Origin of the sequence: Rhodococcus sp. NPDC056516, from assembly GCF_042794655.1 — a bacterium.
Classification (GTDB): Bacteria; Actinomycetota; Actinomycetes; order Mycobacteriales; family Mycobacteriaceae; genus Rhodococcus_F.
Window position 1 is genome coordinate 273,715 of record NZ_JBHTTG010000003.1, and the last position, 20,116, is coordinate 293,830.

Here is a 20,116-nt window from a genome sequence, read left to right on the forward strand (position 1 = left end):
CAGTTTCAGCGCCTGAACATCTGCACCCAGGCAATGCGATTGCCGCCGCGCTTCTTGGCCCGGTACATCGCATTGTCTGCGTGCTCGATCAGTTCGTTGACAGCTCGATCCGGTAAGTCCGTCTCGGGACTCAGATAGACACTGACGCCGGTACTGGCGGATACGGGATAGGGATCGGAGTCGGACGAGACCGCCGAATGTATCTCGGTGGCGACCTGTTCGATATCTCCTCGATCGACTCCGCGAAGGACGACGAACTCGTCCCCGCCGATTCGCGCCACCACCGCATCGGGTCCGGCGGCAGCGATGAGGCGGTCGGCGACAGCGGTCAACGCATCGTCGCCCGCGACGTGGCCGTGAGTGTCGTTGAGGCTTTTGAACGAGTCGACGTCGATCAGAAGTGCGATCAGCGCCTGTGTTCGATCACTGCGCAGCAGATGCTGTGCCTCGTCTTGAAGTCCGCGGCGATTGAGCGTCGCGGTGAGGTAGTCCCGGTGGGCATTGCGTGCGTCGTCGGTCAGACGCAGCCAGACGATCTGCAGAATCCAGGCGGTGGAGAAAACCACACCGGCAACCATCAGATAGAGGTTCACGACCACCCAGTTGTCGTTGACCGGTTCGGACATCGCCATGGCGGCCAGCGTCGTACAGACGGCAAGAGCCCAGCCGATGTGCGTGATGGCAACGCGTGGACTGTGAACTATCGCCGCGTAGAAACCGATCATGATGAACAGGATGCAGCCGATGGTTCCGACGAAAGCGGTGCGGACAGCGAAGAAAAGAGTGACGGCGAGCCACAGGTCGGCCCAGACGACAAAGGCCACGGATTGTCGCCAGGTGGGCCACGATTCGTTTCGTGCCCAACGGCAACCCGCGTAGATCCCGCTGATGCTTCCGACAGCGAGGACCGACCGCGCCAGGGCAGTGTCGGAACCGAAGCGACTCAACTGCATCGTCGCCGCGATCAGGGCGAAGAGGAAACACCACAGCGCAACCAATTTGCGCCCGGGAACGGTCAGCCCGCGGGTGTCGAGGAATCGGGGGAGCCAACTGTAATCGGTACGGTCTGACCACCACCGAGACAGCAGTTCACGCGTCGGGTGGGGATCGCTCCCCGTCCCGCGCAGTCCTGCATTCAAACCGGGCACCTGTCGATGTCGATGGGCGGTCAATCAGCTATTGGCGGGTTAACGCTACCTCGAGTAGTGCGAGGATCGTGAGCACGGACCTGCTTTCTGGCGCGGAGGCCGTCGACCTGTGAGAATCGAAGGGCGCGGAGGAACGATTCCGCCGAAGGATGTGCGTCAGCACCGGGAGAGGACACGGACATGGGTTTCTTGGACAACGTCAAGGGATTGGTCGAAAAGGGCCAGGAGCTCGCAGCGGAGAACTCCGACAAGGTTCACGACGCGATCGACAAGGTCGCCGACATTGCTGACGACAAGACCGGCAACAAGTACGGCGACAAGATCGACAAGGCAGCCGAGGCCGCCAAGAAGGCTGTTCCCGAAAAGCAGTAAGACCGGATTCGGCAATACCGTTTTTCGGTAACACCGTTGCTCAGGAGCCCGTAACCGAAAAGGTTGCGGGCTTCTGTGCGTCCGCTGGGTGAACTCCCAGGGTCGGCGGGCAGAATGAACGCGTGAACTTCACCTGGATTCTGCTGGTCGTCATTGCCGCCATCGCAGTCACCGGGCTGTCCAATCGACGAAACCTGCAGGCCCCGCTGGTTTTGGTGACGGTAGGTTCGGTCGCATCGTTCATACCCGGTATGCCGCGACCCGAACTCGACCCCCACGTCATTCTCGGTGTGGTCCTGCCGCCGCTGCTCTACTCGGCCGCTCTGAAGTTTTCGGTGGCGACCTTCAAACGCAACCTGGCACCGATCCTGCGTCTCGGCGTCGGAATGGTGTTGGTGACGGCGTTCGTGGTTGCCTTCTTCGCCGAATGGATGGTGCCCGAGTTCACGATCGGCGCCGCCCTCGTGCTCGGGGCCGTGATCGCGCCGACCGACGCCGTCAGCGCGGTGGCGGTCGGTCAGAAACTCGGGCTCCCGAAACGGGTCATCGCCATCCTGACGGGCGAGGGGCTCGTCAACGACGCCACCGCGCTGACGCTCTTCACCGTCGCCGTCGCGGCAGTGACAGGAACCAGGATTGCCACAGATTCGCCCCTGCTGTTTTTCGCGTACGAAGTGATCGGTGGCGTCGTCGTCGGCTTGGTGCTGGCGTTTGTCGTCAAGTTCGTTCGTGCCCGCATGTACGACTCTCCACTCGAAACCGGCTTGGGGCTGGTGCTTCCGTTCGCTGCGTACCTGGCCGCCGAAGAACTGCACGCGTCCGGTGTTCTGGCCGTCGTGGTCGCCGGCTTGGTGATCGGGCACTATTCGACGGATGCGTCGATCATGACGAGACTGCAGGAGCGCTCGGTGTGGTCGAGTCTGGACACTCTTCTCGAGATGTTCGTCTTTGCATACATGGGTCTACAACTGAGCTTCGTGATCGACGATGTTGTCGCCGACGGGCTTCCGGTGCTTCACGTGTTCGCATACGGTCTCGCAGTCCTTGCCGTGGTCATCGTGATTCGGCCTCTGTGGCTGTTCCTGAGTTACTCGCGTGTTCGATTCGGTGTAACCCTGCGCCGCGATCGCGAGAATCAACTGACGTGGAAACAGAATCTGGTGGTCTCGTGGGCGGGCATGCGCGGCGTCGTGACTCTTGCTGCCGCCGGCGGTATTCCGTTTGCGCTCTCGTCCGGCGAGCCGTTCCCCGGACGCGGCGTCATCCAGGCGATCGCGTTCATCGTCGCTGTCGGGACCCTGCTGATTCAGGGTTCGACTCTGCCGTTCATGATTCGCCGCCTCGACGTCGCGGATCCCTACGAGCAGTTGCGCACGCAGGAACAGATGGAGTTGGCACGCAACATTTCTCGCAAGGCCGGTGAGAAGGCGTTGGCCGACGCTGCGGCGCACCCTCCACCGGGGATCGACGGAAAGGAACTGCAGGCAATCGTCGAACGTGTGCGGCGTTCGATGCAGGCGAGGCTTCAACTCCAGGAGGTCGACGAAGACGCCGATCGCGAGGCTGTCCTGTGGAACGCGGGAGCGTTGTTCGACAAGTTCCGGCATCAGTCACTGCGCTCGCAGCGAGTTGCGCTGATCGCCGCACGCGACGACGGCGATCTCGACGACGAGGTATTGCGTACCGTATTGGAAGGACTCGACATCGAAGAGGCCGCAGCCGAGGAACGTGTCAGGCGTCGCCGAGCAGGCAGCGCGGGCAAATAGAGGGGAACACTGCGTATGACGGTTCGGAGTTCGAGAGTTCGCGCAGGCTGGGGAGTACTGGTGGCGAGCGCACTTCTCGTGAGCGTCGCCTGCGGATCGGATGTCTCGCCTGACATATCTGTCACCGACACCGAGACCACCACCACCCCGCCGGTCGAGAACAGTGCTCAACGCGGCGTCGTGTTCGACAGTCAACCTTTCACCAGCACAGCGGAAGTGGCGGCGTCCGGAGCGAGTGCGGTCAAGATCCTTTACGGCTCCACCTCCGGCATCGACGGCCGGGAGACTCAGGTATCGGGAACGGTGTTCACGCCGCCTGGAACTCCGCCGGAGGGTGGCTGGCCGATCGTTTCCATCGGCCATGGCACGACGGGTATTTCGGACGACTGTGCGCCGTCGACGTCGCCGACTCTTTTCGGCACGATCGGCCTGGTCGCACCGTTCCTCGACTCGGGATACGTTGTCGCTGTCTCCGACTTCGAGGGTCTCGGCACTCCGGATCCGCATCCTTACCTGCAACCCGACACCGCGGCGTTCAACGTCATCGACGCGGTTCGAGCGGCGCGCAACGTCGTTCCGGACACCTCGACTCGGTGGGCAACTCTGGGGCTTTCCCAAGGCGGGCAGGCCTCCTGGGCTGCAGCCGAGGAAGCCGAGACGTACGGCGACGGCCTCGAATTCGTGGGTGCGGCAAACCTGTCCCCGGCTGCGGACATCTCACCGATCATCTCGAGTGATTCCGAGGTGAATCTGTCTCTCCCACAGCAGTTGCTGCTCCCGTACGTGCTCGAAGGACTCTCACTCACCCATCCCGAACTCGAACGAACCGACTACGTGCGCGGAGCATTCGAGCAGAACTACGAACTACTCACCTCGTGCCTGACCTCTCGCGCGACCGAAAAGTTGGGCCTAGTCGGAAAGGTCACGCCGGCCGACACCCGGCCCGCCACCGCCGAGGACGCGGATCGAATTCACGCGTGGCTCAGCGACGTTGCTCTCCCACGTCAACGGGCGAGCGGTCCCATGTACGTCGTCGTCGGTACGAATGACAACCTCATCCGTCCGGAATGGACCGAGGCGGCAGTCGAACGTGCCTGCGCCGACGGTGACGTCATCGAGTTCCACGCGCGGCCGGGCGAGGGTCACGCGGACGGCGCCGCTGTGCCGGGAGCTGTTGCGTGGGTCAAGGATCGATTTGCAGGTGTGCCGGCGCCGAATACCTGCGGGTCGTGAATAGATGACGCCGTTGGAGCGAATCCGCGCTCTTGCACTGGCATTGCCGGAAGCAACCGAGCGGGTCAGCCACGGTGAAGCGTCGTGGTTCGTGCGCAAGGTGCCGCAGTTCGTCACCATGGCGGATCACCACCACGACGATCGCGTTGCGATCTGGGCCGCGGCACCCCTTGGAGCGCAGGCAGATTGGGTCAGCCGCGATCCGTCGAGGTTCTTCGTCCCGCCGTACGTGGGTGGCCGCGGATGGATCGGCGTGTACCTCGACGTGCCGAGCGCCGACGAAACCGAGAACGAAAAATTTTGGAACGACGTCGCCGACGTCGTCGAAGATGCGTACCGCACGGTGGCTTCGAAAACTCTGATCCGGAAACTGGACGAGGATTCACGTTGAGCCCGGCCGTGGTCGCGCTTCTGAGCGTACTGATTCTCGCGGTGGCCGGGGCGCTGACAGCGGTGTGGATGCGCACCAGACGTGAGGTGACCACCCCCACCGAGCGTGCCGTCCACGCGGCGCTCCACACGGCTTCGCTTGCAGCGCGGCCACTTCGGCGCGGACTCGACAAGGATTCGGCGGCGGAGGCGGCGCCTCACCTGCGCGAGCTGACCGGCGGTTCCGGCTTGGGCCTGGCGGACGCGTCGGGAAATCTGCTGGCGTGGGACGGTCGTCACGAAGCGTTGGCCGATCAGTTCCACGACGCCGCCATTCGCGCGATCGAAGGTGAGCGCCGGGTGCTCGTCACACACGCAGACCTGGTGCGCGGATCGAGCGATCACAGCGTGCGAGCGTTGATTGCGCAACCACTGCTGATCGAGGACATCGGCGTAGTCGGGGTGATGGGAATCGTCACCAGCGAAGATCCGTGGCCGGGAATGCTCGGAGCGGTCACCGAGGTCGCTCGGTACGCCTGCAGCCAGATCGAACTCGCCGACCTCGACGCGTCCCGGGCCCTGTTGGATCGAGCGGAAGTGCGGGCTCTGCGCGCGCAGATCAGTCCCCACTTCATCTACAACGCGCTCAACACCGTCGCGTCCTTCGTGCGGACCGACCCGGCGCGTGCCAGAGAACTGATTCTCGAGTTCGCGGACTTCACCCGGTACTCGTTTCGATCAGCGGGCGAGTTCACCCTGCTCGCCGACGAGCTACGCAACATCGATCGGTATCTGACTCTCGAACGCGCGCGATTCGGGGAGGCGCTGAACGTCCGCCTTCAGGTTGCACCCGAAGTGCTCAACGTGGTGCTTCCCTTCCTGGCACTCCAGCCGCTGGTCGAGAACGCGGTTCGTCACGGCATTTCGAGTAAGCCGGAGGGCGGCACTGTCAGCATCGTGGCCGCGGACGAGGGACCGGACTGCATCATCAGCGTCGAGGACGACGGAGTGGGGATGGATCCCGAACTACTGCGCTCCGGTTCACTCGACGCCATCGAGTCGGGATCGGGACGACCCAGCGCGCGGGAAGCCGCTCACGTCGGATTGGCCAACGTCGACGACAGGCTTCGCGCCGCGTTTGGAAACGACTACGGACTCGTGGTGGAGACGGCGCCGGGCGCCGGAACGAAGGTCAGTATGCGTGTTCCCAAGTTCAAGCAGGGGATTCACGTCTGATTCTCGCCTTCGATGATCAGGCTGAAACCGTCGTGGGAACATGGACCTGTTGTGAACGAGACTGACACTGATGCCCAGCTGACCGTCCTCGCCGTCGACGACGAGAAACCAGCCCTCGACGAGCTGGCGTTCTTGCTGCGCGCAGAGGGCTCGGTCGCGCACGTTCACACTGCATCGGATGCGACGACCGCGTTGAGGATCCTGCGCGGTGGAAGCATCGACGCGGTATTTCTCGACATCAACATGCCCGGACTCGACGGTCTCGAACTGGCCGGCATTCTCTCCAACTTCGCCACGCCGCCGCCCGTGGTGTTCGTGACAGCGCACGACGATCGAGCAGTTGCGGCATTCGATCTCGGTGCCGTCGACTACCTACTCAAACCGCTCCGGGAGGAGCGTCTCGCTCAGGCCGTTCAACGGATCGTGGGGTTGGCCGGGCGCGCCAAGAGCGAGAGCAAGCCCGAAGCTGCGTCGACCGACGAGGTGATCCCGGTGGAACTGGGCGGTGTCACGACGCTCGTTCAGCGGTCCTCGGTGGAGTGGGTGGAAGCCGACGGGGACTACGCGCGTTTGCACACTGCAGGGAAGTCGCACCTGGTGCGCATCCCGATCTCGACGCTCGAATCACGCTGGGCCGACGCCGGCTTCCTGCGCGTTCACCGCTCCTATTTGGTGTCTCTGGCGCTGGTCACCGGTATCCGCACGGTGGGCAGCGGATTGGTGGTGTGTCTGCGCCCGCACGGCGACAAGCCTCCCGTCGAGCTTCCGGTCAGCCGCAGACACACCCGTGAACTCAAGGATCGTCTGGTTCGTGCGCCAAAGCAGAGTTGGTTGTCGCGATGACGTCGCAGTCCGATCCTCCTCAACGTGAGCGTGTGGTGTTGGCGCAACGCAGCGGCGCTCGGATCGTGCGGACACGGGTGGAGGTGCAGGAACAGACCGAAGTCGGTGACGCCATGATCCGGGGTCTCGTTCGCGCGCAGTTGGGGCTGGCGATCCGCCTTGCGGTCGTCGCAGCCGGGCTCCTGTGTGCAGTACCGCTTCTGACGCACCTCTTCCCGACGCTGTCGGACGTCGCTGTCCTGGGAATCAGATTGCCGTGGCTCGTGATGGGCGGCGCGGTGTATCCCCTGTTGTTGATCACCGGCTGGGTGTTCGTACGTCGGGCGGAACGGAACGAGCAGGACTTCACCGACATCGTGGACGACTGAGCGCGGCGCTGTGGGAGGACAACCTATCCCGGTGTTGACGGTGATCGGCATCGTGGCAGCGGCTGTGGCGACGGTGGCGATCGGTATCTACGGAGTTCGGCTCGCTCGCACCACCTCGGACTTTCTCATCGCGTCGAGGACCGTCAGCGCGCGGTGGAATGCGACGGCCATCTCCGGTGAGTACCTTTCTGCTGCTTCGTTTCTCGGAGTCGCCGGGTTAGTCGCGAAATACGGTGCAGACGCCCTCTGGTATCCGATCGGATTCACCGCCGGATACCTCGCGCTGTTGCTGTTCGTCGCAGCGCCGCTTCGGCGTTCGGGTGCGTACACCGTCCCCGATTTTGCCGAATTCCGTCTCGGCTCACCGCGCTTGCGCAAGCTCGCGATGCTCGTGGTCGCGATGGTGTGCATCCTGTATCTGATTCCGCAGTTCCAAGGCGCGGGCCTGACGCTCAACACCTTGCTCGGTGTTCCCAGTTGGATCGGCGGCGTTGCGGTCGGGGTAATCGTCATCGCCAACGTCGTGGGCGGCGGGATGCGCTCGATCACCTTCGTTCAGGCCTTCCAGTACTGGCTCAAACTGACCGCCGTCGCGATTCCCGCTGTGGCACTGACCTTCTACTTCTTCGGAGATCACCACGACGTCGGCGCGTCGATGCCGCCGACGGTCACCACCGCAACGACGGTGGACATCACCACCGACGTCGTGGTCCAGGTGTCCGAGCCGGTGACGGTCAGCGGTGGCACGGTCGACGGGCGAGCGGTCGACGGCACCGTCACCCTGGGGCCGGGGGAGCACACCCTCGGTGAAGGCATGTCCATGGTCCTCGACGCGGGAGCCGCGGTCCCCGTCGTCGCCGGAGCGCCTGCACAGAACTCGGACTGGATCACCCCAGGTTGGGGTTTCGGTGGGCCGCACCCGATGTATCAGGTGTACTCGCTGATGCTCGCCACATTCCTCGGAACTCTCGGCCTGCCTCACGTTCTCGTTCGCTTCTACACCAACCCCGACGGTCGGGCCGCTCGTCTCACGTCGCTCGCAGTTGTCGGTCTGGTCAGCGTGTTCTACCTGTTTCCGACACTCCTGGGTGTCTTCGCTCGCCTGTATGTTCCGCAACTTCTGATCACGGGTACCTCGGATGCCGCGGTGCTGCTGCTTCCGGGATCGGTGTTCTCGGGGTGGGGTGGACAACTGCTGGCAGCCCTCGTGGCGTCCGGTGCCATTGCGGCCTTCCTGTCGACGTCGTCCGGATTGCTCGTCAGCATCGCAGGGGTCCTCAGTACCGATGTCCTCCGCGGGCGAGTTCGGGATTTCCGCATTGCCGCACTCCTGGCGGGTGTCGTTCCGCTCGTGCTGTCGCTGGCGGTGGTATCGGTCGACCTCTCGAGAACCGTCGGACTGGTGTTCGCGGTCGCGGCGTCGACGCTCTGCCCTCTGCTCGTGTTGGGCATCTGGTGGCGCGGCCTGACCGCCGTCGGCGCCGGGGCGGGGATGGTGGTCGGCGGGTTTGTCGCGGGAACCGCCGCTACCGTCGCAGTTCTGGGCGGTTTGTCGGAGAACGTCCTCGGTGGCTGGCCGGCAGCCATTTTTGCGTTCCCGGCCGCGGTGAGCGTGCCGCTGGCGTTCGTCACGATGATCGTCGTGAGCAAGGCGTCGGCGAAGCAGGTACCGGCAGATATCGCGCGAATCTTCACGCGGATGCACGCCCCTGAACGGCTCGGAATGGGCTCCGATCGCGAAGACGATCTCCGCCAACCCTGACTTTCGTCGCCCAGGGATCGTGCCGTTGGTCGCGCCTGCCGGACCGTTCGGCGCAGCGCGCGACTACTCAGCGTGTGACTGGCACCACAGCATCTTCATGTGACTCTGATCTCACTAACGTCTGTGCGTAGTTCACTTCACACGCGAGGCGAGGAGCCGGCAGTGTCCACAGCAGAAATCAGTGAGGGGTCGCCGCAAGAGCGACGTACCCCGGATGCCCAGGCATTCATAGACATGCAAGCGAGTCCCGAATTCCAGGAACTCCGAACGCGTCTGCGCAAGTTCGTTTTCCCCATCACTGCATTCTTCCTGCTCTGGTATGCGGTGTACGTCGTCCTGGCTACCTATGCCCACGACTTCATGGCCACCAAGGTCCTCGGAAACATCAATCTCGGCATCATCCTCGGCCTCGGGCAGTTCGTCACGACCTTCGCCATCACCGCGTGGTACGTGAAGTTCGCCGGCCGTGAGCTCGATCCCCGCTCCGCCGCCATCCGCGAAGAACTGGAAGGTCCCGCACAGTGATCACCACACTCGCCGCGTCCGGAACGGACGTAGGAAACCCCGCCTTCAACATCGCGATCTTCCTCGCGTTCGTCGTCGTGACCATGACGCTGGTCATCCGCGCCAGCCGGACCACCAAGAAGGCATCCGACTTCTACACTGGCGGTGGACAGTTCACCGGCCCGCAGAACGGCTTCGCCATCGCCGGCGACTACCTGTCGGCGGCGTCGTTCCTCGGCATCGCAGGCGCTATCGCCGTGTACGGCTACGACGGTTTCCTGTACTCCATCGGATTCCTTGTCGCCTGGTTGGTTGCGCTGCTTCTGGTGGCCGAATTGCTCAGGAACACCGGAAGATTCACGATGGCTGACGTCCTGAGCTTCAGGCTCAAGCAGCGTCCGGTGCGCATGGCGGCAGCGCTGTCCACTCTGGCAGTTTCCCTCTTCTACCTCCTTGCTCAGATGGCCGGCGCCGGTGGACTTGTGGCGCTGCTGCTCAACATCGACGGCAAAGTGGGACAGTCGATCGTCGTCGCAATTGTCGGTGTGCTGATGATCGTGTACGTCTTGGTCGGCGGCATGAAGGGCACCACCTACGTACAGATGGTCAAGGCGGTTCTGCTGGTCGCCGGAGCCGGCATCATGTTCGTGCTCGTACTGTGGGCAGTGCGCGGCAACTTCTCTCAGTTGCTCGCCAATGCGCAGGACATGGTCAACAGCTCCACCACCAAGGGTGTGCAGGGACGAGACATCCTCGGGCCCGGTGCGAAGTACGGACTCTCCGGAATGACGAAGCTCGACTTCATCTCTCTCGGAATCGCTTTGGTGCTCGGCACCGCCGGCCTGCCTCACGTACTGATGCGCTTCTACACGGTGCCCACCGCCAAGGAAGCTCGCCGCTCGGTGACCTGGGCGATCGCGCTGATCGGTGCCTTCTACCTGTTCACACTGGTTCTCGGCTACGGCGCGGCCAGCATGGTCGGACCGGACAAGATCTTGGCGGCACCAGGCAAGGAGAACGCGGCAGCTCCGTTGCTCGCCTTCGAACTCGGTGGCACCATCTTCCTCGGCATCATTTCCGCGGTGGCGTTCGCGACCATCCTCGCCGTCGTTGCCGGCCTCGCGATCACTGCGTCGGCGTCGTTCGCCCACGACATCTACGCCAGTGTCATCAAGCGCGGCAACGCAACCGAGGAGCAGCAGGTTCGAGTTTCTCGAATCACCGTCGTGGTCATCGGACTCGTCTCCATCGTTCTCGGCATCATGGCGATGGGGCAGAACATCGCCTTCCTGGTGGCTCTCGCCTTCGCAGTGGCGGCCTCGGCGAACCTGCCCACCCTGCTGTACTCGCTGTTCTGGAAGAAGTTCAACACCACCGGTGCACTCTTCAGCATCTACGGCGGTTTGATCAGCTGCTTGACGCTGATCGTCTTCTCCCCGGCAGTGTCGGGCAAGGCGTCGTCGATGTTCCCGAACTCCGACTTCGCCTGGTTCCCGCTCTCGAACCCCGGCATCGTCTCGATCCCGCTGGCATTCGTCCTCGGCATCGTCGGTACGTACATCGGACGCAACAAGATCGAAGATCCGGCAAAGCAGGCAGAGATGGAAGTTCGCTCCCTCACCGGCGTCGGCGTCGAGAAAGCCGTCAGCCACTAAGAGGGGCAAAGCCCCGTGCGCGTTTCTGGTACCTCTGGTTACGGAAAAGGCGCACGGGGCTTATTGTTCTGCCATGGCAAAGCTCACAGTGAAAATCGACGTTCCACTTCCTCCTCAGGAAGTGTGGGACAAGGCTTCCGATCTCAGCGGCTACGAAAACTGGCTCGTGGTTCACGACGGATGGCGTAGTGAACTTCCCGAGCAGTTGGGTGTCGGCACCGAGATCAGCTCGGTCGTGACCGTGAAGGGCCTGCGCAACCGCGTTCGGTGGACCATCAAGAAGTACGACGTCCCGAAGGCGATCTCGCTCAAGGGAGACGGCAAGGGCGGGGTCAAGCTCGGTCTCGAACTCGACGTGAAGGCAAAGGGCGACGGGTCGGAACTTGCGCTGACAGTCGAGTTGGGTGGAGCGCCGCTGTTCGGCCCGATCGGTTCGAGTGTGGCGCGGGCGCTCAAGGGCGATGTGGAGAAGTCGCTGGCCCAGTTTGTTCAGATCTACACCTAGTTTGTCGAGATATACACATAGAGCTACTTCGCCGCTAACATGAGCTAGGATTCTTTTCGGCGGGATAAACCAGGCATCGGTTGGTTATTGGTGCGGGTCCCGCCGGAAAGGATTCGCTCAATGTCGTCTCGTCACGGGTACGGCGCACCACCTGCGTCCATGCCTCGATCCGTGCAGGTTCTGATCGGACTCCTGGCGGTAGTTGCAGTCGGTGGAACCGCAGCATTTGCGGTGACGTTCAAGAGCGTCAGCGACAAAGGAGAACCCGGCGTGGGCGCCGCTGCTGCTGCGACAGCAACCAATTGCGACAACCAGGAAACCGTGCCTGTGGCGGCCGATCCGTCGATCGCCTCAGCGCTCGAAGCCGTCGCCGCTGCCATTCCCGCTGCGAATCTCGGGTGCACGTCACTGCGCGTGACGCCGCAAGATCCCGCGCTCACCGTCGCGGCGATCGCCGACGGTTCGGCGCCCGCACTGTGGATCCCCGATTCGAGCGAATGGCTGGACAAGGTTTCGGCAAGCGGGCAGGAGATTCGCCGGATCAGCAGTTCGGTCGCGTCCACCCCTGTTGTCACCGTCTCGGCGCCGGGTAGCGAGGCACCCGGTGCATGGACGGATGTCCTCGGTGCTCCAGCACTGCACATCGGTGATCCCCTGACCAGTGCCGTCTCCAGTGCGCCGATCGTGGCAGCCTTTGCCGAGACCCAGTCGCGGGGCGGGGACCTCACGTCCATTTCGGCAGCCCTGGTCCCGGTGGCGCAAGCGCAGTACGGAAATCTGAAGGAAACCGGTTCGACCGGACGCATCCAAACCGTGGACGCGGACGGCGGGACCGCGGTGACTACCGAGCAGACCTTCGAGGCTTATCTCGCCGCGCATGCTGACAGTGGACTCGCCGCGTCGGTTCCGGCGGCCGGTTCGGTCTTCATGGATTACCCAATGGCAAGTGTGGGCGCAGACTCGTCTAGGGCAGACGAAGCCGGCAAACTGCTGGCGGCGGCTCTGACATCGGACACCGGACGCTCCGTGCTCGCCGGCCTCGGGTTCCGCGGCGCGGATCAGGCCCCACTGGTCGCCGGCGGAGTGGGGAAGGTTGTGCCGCTGGTGCCGTCCGATCCGGCTGTCGTCACCAAAGCCCTGGCGCGGTACGAGATTCTGTCCAGACCATCGCGCGCATTGGCGGTTGTCGACGTCTCGGGGTCCATGGACTACATGCAGGACGGGATCACTCGAATGGCCGCGACCGCGCAGGCCGGCGACATCGCGATCCGAATGTTTCCCGCCAACGCACAATTGGGCCTCTGGGCCTTCTCCGTGGACCTCGGTGACGGGACGGACTACCGCGAACTCGAACCCATCGCCCGTATGGATGCAATGGAAGGCGAGACGGACCATCGGAGCAAACTACTGTCTCAGATCGACAATCTCTCTTCGATCGTCGGCGGTGGAACAGGTTTGTACGACAGCGTTCTCGCCGCGTATCGGTCGGTGCAACAGTCCTACGATCCGGCGTCGATCAATTCGGTGATTCTGCTGACCGACGGTGCCAACGACGATCCGGCAGGGATCTCGCTGCAAGAACTTCTCGACACCCTGACTCGCGAACAGGACCCGTCGCGCCCGGTGCCGATCATCACCATCGGCGTCACCGATGACGCCGATACCGATGTGCTCGAGCAGATTTCGGCTCTCACCGGCGGCAACAGTCACTTCGCTCCGACACCGGCAGACATCCCGAAGGTCTTCGTCGGCGCGATCAGTGGGCGCGCCGGCTGAACTACTCGAGTACGGGTGCGTCCGCGCTGTCCGTGATCCATTCGGTCGCGAGCTTCTCTAGGGTGCCGTCGGCGTAGAGCGCATCCACGGCGGCAGAGACGCACGCGGTCAGTGGACTGTTCTTCTCGAGCACCAAACCGAAGAATTCGGTGACCGCATTGGGCCGCGGAAACTGACCCACGATGACGGACCCGGGGAGTTCGTTCTCGGTGATGTGGAATCCCGTCGGGATGTCGACGACCAGCGCCTCGATCTCGCCTGCGGCCAGCGCTGCTTTCGCGTCGTCCGTGGTCGCGAATTCGCGTGGCGCAGTGGTCGGAACAATCGTGTCGGTGATCGCCGCGAGGCTGGTGGAACCCGTCTGAGCGCCCAAGCGGTAGCCCGCAAGATCCGCAAGATTCTTTGCACCAGCGGCTTTGCTTCCGCGTGAGGCGATCACCGACTGCGCCACTGCGTAATACGGCGAGCTGAAGTCGACCCTCTCGCGGCGTTCCCCGGAAATCGTGAACTGATTGGCGTCGAAGTCGAAATTCTTGGGGCCCGGTTTCAAAGCGTCGTTGAAGGCGACCGTGGTGAAGCGAACCTGCTCGGCGGTGTATCCGAGCTTGTCGACGACGGCGCGGGCCACGGCACCCTCGAAGCCCTTGCCGTTCGACGGATTGTTGTCGACGAACCACGGTGCGTATGCCGGTGAATCGGTGGCGATGGTCAAGACACCGTCTTCGAGGGTGGTCCCGCTCTGGGGCCCGCACTTGTCCACTGCGGTGGTCGAGGGCAGTTTGGTGAAGGCCTCGGGAACCGTGGTCGTGGTATCCGCTGCCGCAGGTGCTTCCGGCTGCGACGAACACGAGCCCAACAAGATCGAGGAAGCGAAGATCGCGGTCACGGCAACAGCGCGTCGTGTCATAGGCACAAGGCCATCTTGCCTGTTTGTCCGGTATGGACGTGACGGGGGTCTCGTGCGAGAGGTGTTCACGCAGCTGAGCGTCGTAACGCAAGGCGCTCAGACGGCGTCGTCCCACCCCAGACTCCGTGCGGTTCAGCGGTCTCGAGTGCAAAAGTCAGGCAGTCCCGGATGACAGGGCAGCGGAAGCACACCTGCTTCGCGGAACTTTCCCGTGCAGTCCGATTGCGTCCGCGTTCTTCACCCGGCGAATAGAACACCGCCGGGTCCACCGTCTTACAGGTGGCGAACATCCGCCAGTTGTTGTCCACTAACGGCTCCGGGGAACTGCGAACTGTCATCGTGGTCTCCTCTCCGATCGAGAATCCAGTCTTGCCCGTGGACTGGCGCAGCGGCAGGTTTCCGATCCACCAGATTTCTACTGCCATACGCAGCGGTATCCAGACACAGCGGTTTCCAGCACAATGAGGAAATGGCAACGACGGATCGGGGTCAGATCACGCTCGACGGCACAACGGTGTCCGTGACCAATCTGGGCAAGATCCTCTACCCCGAGAGCGGCACCACGAAGGCCGAAGTCATCGACTACTACACCCGTATCGCCGCAGTCATGCTTCCGCACGTCGTCGGTAGGCCGGGTACTCGTAAGCGTTGGCCGAACGGCGTCGATGGCCAGTCCTTCTTCGAAAAGAACCTTGCGTCGTCTGCGCCGCAGTGGCTTACCCGAGCGTCGCTGCAACACTCGGATCGTGTTGTCACTTATCCGATCTTCGATTCCGTTGCATCCCTGGCGTGGTTGGGGCAGCAGGCGGCACTCGAATTGCACGTTCCCCAATGGCGGTTCGACGGTTCCGAGCGTGGCCCGGCGACACGACTGGTGTTCGATCTCGATCCGGGTGAGGGCGTGGGGTTGGCCGAGTGCGCCGAGGTGGCGAGGTCGATTCGAGATCTGGTTGCAACTCTGGGGTGGACTGCTTATCCGGTAACCAGTGGTAGCAAGGGAATCCACCTCTACGTTCCGCTGGATCGAACTTTGGACGGCAGTGGTGCGTCGACTGTCGCCAAGCAGATCGCCACCGGATTGGAGAAGCTTCACCCGGATCTCGTCACCGCAACGATGGCTCGAAATGTCCGGGCCGGCAAGATCTTCGTGGACTGGAGTCAGAACAACGCAGCCAAGACCACCATTGCGCCCTATTCGATGCGCGGTCGCGATCAACCCTATGTTGCCGCGCCGCGTAGTTGGGACGAACTCGACGATCCGAAGCTGCGCCACCTGCTGTTCGACGAGGTTCTGGAGCGCGTCGAATCAGACGGTGATCTGCTGCGCGACTTGGATCCGCCCGTCTCGACGGCTGTGGCCGACACGTTGACGCACTATCGCAACAAACGATCGGCTGATCGGACGCCCGAGCCGATCCCGGCTGCGGTGGACAAGGAGACAGCGGGCAATACCTTTGTGATTCAAGAACATCACGCCAGGCGATTGCATTACGACGTACGTCTCGAGCGGGACGGTGTGCTCGTATCCTGGGCAGTCCCGAAGGGTGTGCCGACCAGTGCCGGAGAGAACCGGTTGGCCGTGCACACCGAGGATCATCCGCTCGAATACGCCACGTTCTCGGGCACGATTCCGAAGGGGGAGTACGGCGGCGGTTCGATGACGATCTGGGATTCCGGAACATACGAGACCGAGAAGTGGCGTGACGACGAGGTGATCGTGCGCCTCCGTGGGAAACGGGTGCAGGGACGGTTCGCGCTGATCCGGACAAAGGGTGACCAGTGGTTGATGCATCTGATGAAGGATCAGAACGCGAGTTTCGGAACGGAGTTTCCCAAGAATCTCGAGCCGATGCTTGCCACCGCTGGAACGCTCGAGGGCCTCGACCCGCAGGAGTGGGCTTTCGAAGGAAAGTGGGACGGTATTCGGGTAATTCTCGAATATCGTTCGGGCACAATGACATTCCGCAGTCGCGCGGGTAACGACAAGACTCGGGACTATCCCGCCCTTTCGGGGTTGGCCGAGATCCTGGACGGTCATGAGGTGGTTCTCGACGGCGAAGTGGTGGCGTACAACGAGGCGGGTGTCACCGATTTCGGTCTGCTGCAGCGCGGTGGGGATCCGGTTTTCCTGGCCTTCGATCTTCTGTACCTCGACGGAGTGTCTTTGCTGCGGAAGTCCTATTCTGATCGCCGTACCGTATTGAATGCATTGGCGGGCAAGGTCGGTGAACTCGAGGTGCCCCCACAGATCGAGGGTACGGCGGAGAACGCGTTGGAGGTGAGTACCGATGCCGGGTGGGAAGGGATTGTCGCCAAACGTCGTGCATCGGTCTACCTTCCGGGTCGGCGGGGATCGAGTTGGATCAAGGTGAAGAACTGGCGTACCCAGGAGGTGGTGATCGGTGGGTGGCGCACCGGGCAGGGCAATCGAGCGCAGGGAATCGGCGCGCTGCTCATGGGTATTCCGGGCGAGCACGGGTTGACCTACGTGGGGCGCGTCGGCACCGGCTTCAGTGATCGCGACTTGGAGTCTTTACTTGCGACACTGGAACCGCTGCGTCAGAAGGAAAGTCCGTTCGAGGAGGAACTGCCCGCCGACGACCGCAAGGGAGCAGTGTGGGTGAAACCGGAACTCGTCGGTGAGGTGCGGTTCATGGATTGGACGAAGACCGAGCGTCTGCGTCATCCGAGTTGGCGAGGTCTGCGGGAGGAGAAGAGACCGGGCGACGTGGTGCGGGAAGACGTGGTGCGGGAAACAGTGCAATGACGGCCAACGCACCGACGAACGCGACTGCGGCACAGATTTGGATTCCGGTACTCATCGCCGAGGTGTAAGCCTGGTTCGCTGCGTCGGTCAAGGCACTCGCTGGGGGAGCTCCGGCATGGATCTGCGCCAGATCGGCTGTGGAAGTATCGACTCCGGGTTCGAAGCGGGACCGGAAAACAGTGGCTACGACCGTCCCGATGACGGCGACGCCCAGAACTCCACCCAACTCTCGCACGACGCTGTTGATCGAACTGGCCATCGAAGCCTGCTGGGGCGCAACCGAAGATATCGACGTGGTTGTGGCCGGAGCCATGACCAACCCCATCCCCGCGCCGACCAGTGCCATGATCGCAGCCAGGATTCCGAACGGTGCGTACCTATCTGCTGCGATCGACAGGACCAACAGTCCCACGGACATGACTGCGAGACCGCTCGCGATCGAACTGCGCACGCCGAATCGGCCGACCATACGATCGCTGCTGGAGGCGACAGCCGCCATCACTATCGCAAACGGAACTGCACCGACGCCGGCGACCAATGGACCGTAACCACGAACTAATTGGAGGTATTGCGTGTACGTGAAGAGAACTCCGAACACGGCGAAGAACGTTACGGCCAAGATGGCATTGGAGATGCTGAACACTCGACTGGTGAAGATGCGCACGTCGGTCATCGGCGCCGAGGCCCGCAGCTCCCACCAAATGAATACGGCGAGAAGTGCTGTTGCGCTGACGATCTCCACCAGCGTGACGGGCGACGACCATCCGCGAAGGCTTGCCTGGGTGAGGGCATCCACCATCAAAGCCAGTCCGCCGGCGGACAACAGGAGGCCGGGGATGTCGAACGAACCCTTCGTGATTCCTCTTGCCGGGGGCACAAGAAGAATCGTCGCGGCGATCACACCGGCGACCAGTGGGAGGTTGATCCAGAAGACACTTCCCCAGTTGAAATGTTCGAGTAGTACGCCACCGGCTACCGGACCGATCGCGATTCCGAGTCCGGCGGTTGCAGACCAGATGCCTATCGCCCGACCTCTCTCGTGCGGGGCGAATATCGAGACGACAAGTGACAACGTCGCGGGCATGACCAGTGCGGCAGCTGCTCCCATCACTGTTCTCCACCCGATCAGCTGCAACGACGTGTGAGAGAGGGCGGCGCAGGCAGACCCGAGGGCAAAAAGTGTGAGGCCGGTCAGAAGTATTCGCCGGTGACCGAATCTCGCGCCCAGTCCACCCGCCGTGATGAGCAAGGCGGCGAACGCCAGTGTGTACGCGTTGTTGATCCATTGCAGGTCGACGGTGGTGGCGTGCAGTTCGCGGGCCAGGGTGGGGATGGCGGTGTTGAGGACGGTGTTGTCGATCGTGACGACGACCAGGGATGTGCAGAGGGCGCCTTGTGCTGCCCATCGTCGCCGGTCAGTGGGTTCCAGAGAATTCATCATTTCCTTACAAATGTAACCTTACGGATGTTTAGTGATGAGAACGTACCGCTTCGCCTTACATGTGTAAAGTTTGTCTGGTGAGTCATGGTCCCGAGGAAGCCGATGAAACCGAAACCAGTGGTTCTCGGAGTTCTCGCGCCCGAAATCCGCGAGGAAGCGGCGCACGACTGCGCGGAGAGATCGTTGCCGCAGCGGCGACGCTCATCGCCCGGACCGGATCGGATCAGGCGGTGACGCTTCGATCGGTCGCTCGCGAGGTCGGGATCTCTGCCCCTTCGATCTATGGACATTTTTCCGATCGCGACGCCATTGTCGAAGCGGTTGTCTCCGAATCGCTGGAGCAGTTGCATCTCGCCGTGGCCGACGCAGTGGCCGCGCATTCCGACCCCGTCGAGGGCCTGTACGCCGGTTGCTCGGCGTACGTCGAGTTCGGCATTTCCGAGCCTGCTCGGTATCGGGTCTTGTTCGGGTGGTCCAGGCCGAAAGGTCAATCACCACAATCGGATACGCGAGGGCTGGCTGCGTTCAACACTCTGGTGACCAACCTCGACGCGTGTGTCGCCGCTGGGAAGTCAAACAGCACAGACACTTTTGTCGATGCCGTGTCGATCTGGACCTCGCTGCACGGGCAGGTGATGTTGCGTGCCGATCTCCCGGAGTTCCCGTGGCCGTCGACGGATACCGTCAGTGAGATGGTGAGGAGCCTTGCGCGGCTTGTGAACTGACGCCTTATCCGTTTGTCGATCCGCAACCCTGCTAGGTCTGGTCCAGCATCGTGAGATAGGCATCGAGCTGAGCTGCGCCGGCGAGAAGGTTGCGACTGCGTGTGGTCAGCCGGTCCTGCCAGGAGTCGAGGAACGCCGCCAATGCGTCCGCTCCGCCGGCCTCGCGCAGCGAATCGACGAATTGGGCGACTTGCGACAGCCGGTAGCCGCCGCGTCGCAGTTGCCTGGCGATCTCGGCGTCGCGCACACACTCCGGCCCGTATTCGCGATAACCCGTTGATCGTTCGCGCTCTGGACGCAGAATGCCGTGCTCTTCCCAGGTGCGCAGTGTGGCTGGATGCACGCCGAGACGGCGCGCGAGCTCACCCACCGTCAATGCTGGACCACGCACGCGTGCCGGTGCCGTGGTGGACAGAGTCCCCAGCGCTGTGGCTACCTCGGTGCGGGTGCCACGCTCGGCGAGCAGCGTCACGTGCGCACTGTCGATCAGGCGGTAGGCGGACTCGGTGTCGCCCTGATTGGTCGCCCGCATGATTTCCGTAGCTTGTTGGTGTCCGTGACCGCTGCGCAACGCAAGGAAAGAACGCAGGGCCTGCGCGTGCAGAGGCGTGTAGCGCCGGTAGCCGGTGTTGCTGCGCTCGGTCGGAGGAAGGATGCCGGCGTCGTCGTAATTGCGGATCGCCTGTGCGGACAACCCGTGTTCACGGGCAAGGTCGATGGGCCGCACTGAGCACCTCCG

General features: G+C 62.9%; 19 protein-coding genes. 14 read left to right on the forward strand and 5 right to left on the reverse strand.

Features of this window, described 5'->3' with window-relative positions; all coding sequences use genetic code 11:
• Nucleotides 1-5: 5 nt before the first annotated feature.
• Complete coding sequence (locus tag ACFQ6Y_RS10575; protein WP_378532420.1) at nt 6-1,148, reverse strand: diguanylate cyclase domain-containing protein; 1,143 nt, start codon at nt 1,146-1,148, stop codon at nt 6-8.
• 180 nt (nt 1,149-1,328) lie between these two features.
• On the opposite strand from ACFQ6Y_RS10575, the gene ACFQ6Y_RS10580 reads away from it, so the two are divergent.
• The 12 genes from ACFQ6Y_RS10580 to ACFQ6Y_RS10635 all read left to right on the forward strand — a co-directional run bounded on the left by ACFQ6Y_RS10580 (nt 1,329) and on the right by ACFQ6Y_RS10635 (nt 13,537).
• Nucleotides 1,329-1,520 carry an antitoxin gene (locus ACFQ6Y_RS10580; RefSeq protein WP_214884047.1) on the forward strand — a complete coding sequence of 64 codons (192 nt, stop codon included), beginning with the start codon at nt 1,329-1,331 and terminating at the stop codon, nt 1,518-1,520.
• Nucleotides 1,521-1,642: 122 nt separating this feature from the next.
• Nucleotides 1,643-3,286: a Na+/H+ antiporter gene (locus ACFQ6Y_RS10585; RefSeq protein WP_378532423.1), complete on the forward strand. Its 1,644-nt coding sequence runs from the start codon at nt 1,643-1,645 to the stop codon at nt 3,284-3,286.
• 15 nt (nt 3,287-3,301) lie between these two features.
• On the forward strand, nt 3,302-4,519 hold the full coding sequence (locus ACFQ6Y_RS10590; protein WP_378631751.1) for a lipase family protein: 1,218 nt from the start codon (nt 3,302-3,304) through the stop codon (nt 4,517-4,519).
• Nucleotides 4,520-4,523: 4 nt separating this feature from the next.
• Entirely contained in the window at nt 4,524-4,910 is a 387-nt protein-coding gene (locus tag ACFQ6Y_RS10595; protein WP_378631754.1) for an MmcQ/YjbR family DNA-binding protein, read from the forward strand.
• Nucleotides 4,907-6,124 (forward strand): sensor histidine kinase, encoded by a 1,218-nt coding sequence (locus ACFQ6Y_RS10600; RefSeq protein WP_378532429.1) that lies wholly within the window; start codon nt 4,907-4,909, stop codon nt 6,122-6,124. The genes ACFQ6Y_RS10595 and ACFQ6Y_RS10600 overlap by 4 nt, the downstream gene beginning before the upstream one ends.
• Before the next feature lie 12 nt (nt 6,125-6,136).
• The gene (locus ACFQ6Y_RS10605; protein ID WP_378543337.1) at nt 6,137-6,967 is read left to right on the forward strand and encodes a LytR/AlgR family response regulator transcription factor; all 831 of its coding nucleotides are present in this window, start codon (nt 6,137-6,139) and stop codon (nt 6,965-6,967) included.
• A complete protein-coding gene (locus ACFQ6Y_RS10610) occupies nt 6,964-7,335 on the forward strand; it encodes a hypothetical protein (RefSeq protein WP_378532433.1) in 372 nt (123 codons plus the stop codon). Before ACFQ6Y_RS10605 ends, ACFQ6Y_RS10610 begins: the two co-directional genes overlap by 4 nt.
• Nucleotides 7,336-7,345: 10 nt before the next feature.
• On the forward strand, nt 7,346-9,097 hold the full coding sequence (locus tag ACFQ6Y_RS10615; protein ID WP_378631756.1) for a cation acetate symporter: 1,752 nt from the start codon (nt 7,346-7,348) through the stop codon (nt 9,095-9,097).
• Between the two features lie 162 nt (nt 9,098-9,259).
• Nucleotides 9,260-9,622: a DUF485 domain-containing protein gene (locus ACFQ6Y_RS10620; protein WP_003939976.1), complete on the forward strand. Its 363-nt coding sequence runs from the start codon at nt 9,260-9,262 to the stop codon at nt 9,620-9,622.
• A complete protein-coding gene (locus ACFQ6Y_RS10625) occupies nt 9,619-11,256 on the forward strand; it encodes a cation acetate symporter (protein WP_378532439.1) in 1,638 nt (545 codons plus the stop codon). Before ACFQ6Y_RS10620 ends, ACFQ6Y_RS10625 begins: the two co-directional genes overlap by 4 nt.
• 73 nt (nt 11,257-11,329) lie before the next feature.
• Complete coding sequence (locus tag ACFQ6Y_RS10630; protein ID WP_003939735.1) at nt 11,330-11,761, forward strand: SRPBCC family protein; 432 nt, start codon at nt 11,330-11,332, stop codon at nt 11,759-11,761.
• Between the two features lie 120 nt (nt 11,762-11,881).
• Complete coding sequence (locus tag ACFQ6Y_RS10635) at nt 11,882-13,537, forward strand: substrate-binding domain-containing protein (protein ID WP_378631759.1); 1,656 nt, start codon at nt 11,882-11,884, stop codon at nt 13,535-13,537.
• Nucleotide 13,538: 1 nt separating this feature from the next.
• On the opposite strand, the gene ACFQ6Y_RS10640 is transcribed toward ACFQ6Y_RS10635, so the two are convergent.
• Nucleotides 13,539-14,444, reverse strand: coding sequence for a transporter substrate-binding domain-containing protein (locus ACFQ6Y_RS10640; protein WP_378631762.1), 906 nt, complete (start codon nt 14,442-14,444; stop codon nt 13,539-13,541).
• Nucleotides 14,445-14,509: 65 nt separating this feature from the next.
• A complete protein-coding gene (locus ACFQ6Y_RS10645; RefSeq protein WP_378631766.1) occupies nt 14,510-14,869 on the reverse strand; it encodes a WhiB family transcriptional regulator in 360 nt (119 codons plus the stop codon).
• A 44-nt stretch (nt 14,870-14,913) separates the two neighbouring features.
• On the opposite strand from ACFQ6Y_RS10645, the gene ACFQ6Y_RS10650 reads away from it, so the two are divergent.
• The gene (locus tag ACFQ6Y_RS10650; protein WP_378631769.1) at nt 14,914-17,211 is read left to right on the forward strand and encodes an ATP-dependent DNA ligase; all 2,298 of its coding nucleotides are present in this window, start codon (nt 14,914-14,916) and stop codon (nt 17,209-17,211) included.
• Here ACFQ6Y_RS10650 and ACFQ6Y_RS10655 read toward each other — a convergent pair.
• Entirely contained in the window at nt 17,096-18,649 is a 1,554-nt protein-coding gene (locus ACFQ6Y_RS10655) for an MFS transporter (protein ID WP_378631772.1), read from the reverse strand. The two genes, ACFQ6Y_RS10650 and ACFQ6Y_RS10655, sit on opposite strands and share 116 nt — an antisense overlap.
• 80 nt (nt 18,650-18,729) lie before the next feature.
• Between ACFQ6Y_RS10655 and ACFQ6Y_RS10660 the strand changes: the two genes are divergently transcribed.
• The gene (locus tag ACFQ6Y_RS10660) at nt 18,730-19,377 is read left to right on the forward strand and encodes a TetR/AcrR family transcriptional regulator (protein ID WP_378631777.1); all 648 of its coding nucleotides are present in this window, start codon (nt 18,730-18,732) and stop codon (nt 19,375-19,377) included.
• A 31-nt stretch (nt 19,378-19,408) separates the two neighbouring features.
• On the opposite strand, the gene ACFQ6Y_RS10665 is transcribed toward ACFQ6Y_RS10660, so the two are convergent.
• Nucleotides 19,409-20,104 carry a TioE family transcriptional regulator gene (locus tag ACFQ6Y_RS10665; RefSeq protein WP_378631782.1) on the reverse strand — a complete coding sequence of 232 codons (696 nt, stop codon included), beginning with the start codon at nt 20,102-20,104 and terminating at the stop codon, nt 19,409-19,411.
• Nucleotides 20,105-20,116 lie beyond the last annotated feature (12 nt).

Coding starts and splice junctions, on each gene's coding strand:
- ACFQ6Y_RS10580 (WP_214884047.1), top strand. CDS start 1,329: ATGGGTTTCTTGGACAACGTCAAGGGATTGGTCGAAAAGGGCCAGGAG.
- ACFQ6Y_RS10590 (WP_378631751.1), top strand. CDS start 3,302: ATGACGGTTCGGAGTTCGAGAGTTCGCGCAGGCTGGGGAGTACTGGTG.
- ACFQ6Y_RS10595 (WP_378631754.1), top strand. CDS start 4,524: ATGACGCCGTTGGAGCGAATCCGCGCTCTTGCACTGGCATTGCCGGAA.
- ACFQ6Y_RS10605 (WP_378543337.1), top strand. CDS start 6,137: ATGATCAGGCTGAAACCGTCGTGGGAACATGGACCTGTTGTGAACGAG.
- ACFQ6Y_RS10610 (WP_378532433.1), top strand. CDS start 6,964: ATGACGTCGCAGTCCGATCCTCCTCAACGTGAGCGTGTGGTGTTGGCG.
- ACFQ6Y_RS10630 (WP_003939735.1), top strand. CDS start 11,330: ATGGCAAAGCTCACAGTGAAAATCGACGTTCCACTTCCTCCTCAGGAA.
- ACFQ6Y_RS10635 (WP_378631759.1), top strand. CDS start 11,882: ATGTCGTCTCGTCACGGGTACGGCGCACCACCTGCGTCCATGCCTCGA.
- ACFQ6Y_RS10640 (WP_378631762.1), bottom strand. CDS start 14,444: ATGACACGACGCGCTGTTGCCGTGACCGCGATCTTCGCTTCCTCGATC.
- ACFQ6Y_RS10645 (WP_378631766.1), bottom strand. CDS start 14,869: ATGGCAGTAGAAATCTGGTGGATCGGAAACCTGCCGCTGCGCCAGTCC.
- ACFQ6Y_RS10650 (WP_378631769.1), top strand. CDS start 14,914: ATGGCAACGACGGATCGGGGTCAGATCACGCTCGACGGCACAACGGTG.
- ACFQ6Y_RS10655 (WP_378631772.1), bottom strand. CDS start 18,649: ATGAATTCTCTGGAACCCACTGACCGGCGACGATGGGCAGCACAAGGC.